The sequence below is a fragment of the Pseudanabaena sp. SR411 genome (assembly GCF_002251945.1).
Taxonomy (GTDB): Bacteria; Cyanobacteriota; Cyanobacteriia; order Pseudanabaenales; family Pseudanabaenaceae; genus Pseudanabaena.
In genome coordinates, this window is the sequence record NZ_NDHW01000239.1 from 1 (window position 1) to 2,059 (window position 2,059).

At 43.1% G+C, this 2,059-nt stretch carries 1 protein-coding gene; it reads left to right on the forward strand.

The window, feature by feature from the left end; genetic code table 11:
- A partial coding sequence (locus B9G53_RS24720; protein ID WP_141211887.1) for an ATP-binding protein occupies positions 1-1,683 on the forward strand: 1,683 nt, incomplete at its 5' end.
- Positions 1,684-2,059: the final 376 nt, after the last annotated feature.

Here is a 2,059-nt window from a genome sequence, read left to right on the forward strand (position 1 = left end):
CACATCATGCTTACCCTTCAATTAAAGCGATCGCAAGATCAGGAACTTTTAATTGCCAAAATCTCGCTACATATTCGACAATATTTTAGTTTGGCAGAAATTCTCAATGCGATCGTACAGGAAATACGCAATTTTTTAAAGGCTGATCGCACCGTTGTTTATCAATTCAATCCCGACTTCAGTGGCATGGTCGTAGCTGAGTCGGTCTTGCCCCCTTGGGAAACCTGTCTGCATCGACAACTTAGTGATGAATACTTTCCTGAAAACGTGGGAGGAGAATATCGGCAAGGGAGAATTTTTGTGGCTCCTGATGTATATCAGGCAAATCTTAGTGAATGTCATCTGCAAATGTTAGAAAGCTTTCCAACAAGGGCGAGTCTGATCGTGCCAATCCTCCGCCCCAATGACAAAGATAATCCTCTATGGGGTTTGCTATGTACCTATCAATGTTTTGAGCCGCGTGTTTGGCAAGAGTCAGATATTCGCTTACTTCAGCAATTATCCGTACAGTTAGCGATCGCTATCCAACAAGCAGAACTCTATCGCAATCTCCAGATTAACAATGCTGAATTAGAAAATCGAGTTGCTGAGCGCACTGCCGAGCTTTTTAAACGTCAAAGTGCTCTCCAAGAATCAAATCGTCGTTGGCAATCGTTACTAGATAATGTGCATCTAATCGTTGTGGGATTGGACTATAGGGGCATAGTGGAATATGTCAATCCCTTTTTTCTGGCTTCCACAGGCTACGAATTAGATGAAGTGATCGGCAAAAACTGGTTCTCGCATTTCCTGCCCCAGATCAAGCAAGAAGAGGTCAAAGAGGCTTTTTCGGATTCACTAATCAATAACTTTCAGCACCACTATCAAAATCTGATTTCAACCAAGACAGGTGAAGAAAGAATGATTGCTTGGAGCAATACCACCCTTCACAATCAAGATCATCAAATTATCGGCACACTGAGTATTGGTGAAGATATTACCGAGAAGTTGAAGGTTGAGAGCGTCAAAGATGAATTTATTTCCATCGTTAGCCATGAACTCCGCACACCCTTAGCATCGATTCGGGGCGCGTTGGGACTGCTTTCTTCAGGTGTATTAGCCAACAAACCCGAAGTTGCCAAAAATATGCTCGATATTGCGGCGATCGACATTGAGAGGTTAGTCCGTCTGGTCAATGATATTTTGGACTTAGAGCGCTTAGAATCTAACAAAGTAAACCTCGATCGCCAATGGCACGATACAGCGTACTTATGCCACCAAGCCGTTGAAACCATGCAGTCGATCGCTACTGCAAGCAAGATCCAAATCTTAGCCGAATGTAAATCCTTCCAAATTTTTGCCGATAGCGATCGCCTTATCCAAACCCTAGTTAATTTACTAAGTAATGCGATTAAGTTCTCACCACCACAAAGCCAAGTTGAAATCAGAATAGAATCTCTTGCTGAGGAAATCATGTTTCATATCAGCGATCGAGGTCGGGGCATTCCTGAAAACCATCTAGAAAGTATTTTCGAGCGTTTTAACCAAGTTGATGCTTCCGATTCTCGACAGATGGGAGGCACAGGTTTAGGTTTAGCCATCTGTCAAAGTATTGTGCAGCAACATGGCGGCAGAATATGGGTTAAAAGTAAATTGTCAGAAGGAAGTACGTTCTCATTCACAATTCCCCTCCAAAGAAAATGAGAATGATCCTCCCCAGCGCCCTTAAAAAGAGGGGAGAATTTTCTTCTTCCCCCTTTTTAAGGGGTTCATATACTTGACACACCATGCAAATTTTCACCCCCCTCAGTCCCCCCTTGGAAGGGGGGAAGTCTAAGTTCTCCCCCTTCCAAGGGGGAGTTAGAGGGGGGTCTAGAATTTGGTGCTTCAAGTATATTAATGCCCTTTTTAAGGGGGATTGAGGGGGATCTAAACCTCAATCCTTAAATAGAACCCACATTCCGCTCGTAATGGAATGAGAAAAACAATTACGAAACAGGTGCAGGGAGCAAATAATAGCGTTGGCAGGTGGGAGAAAAAAACTTTAAAATATGAAGCCGAAGAGGAGACAAATTAACAA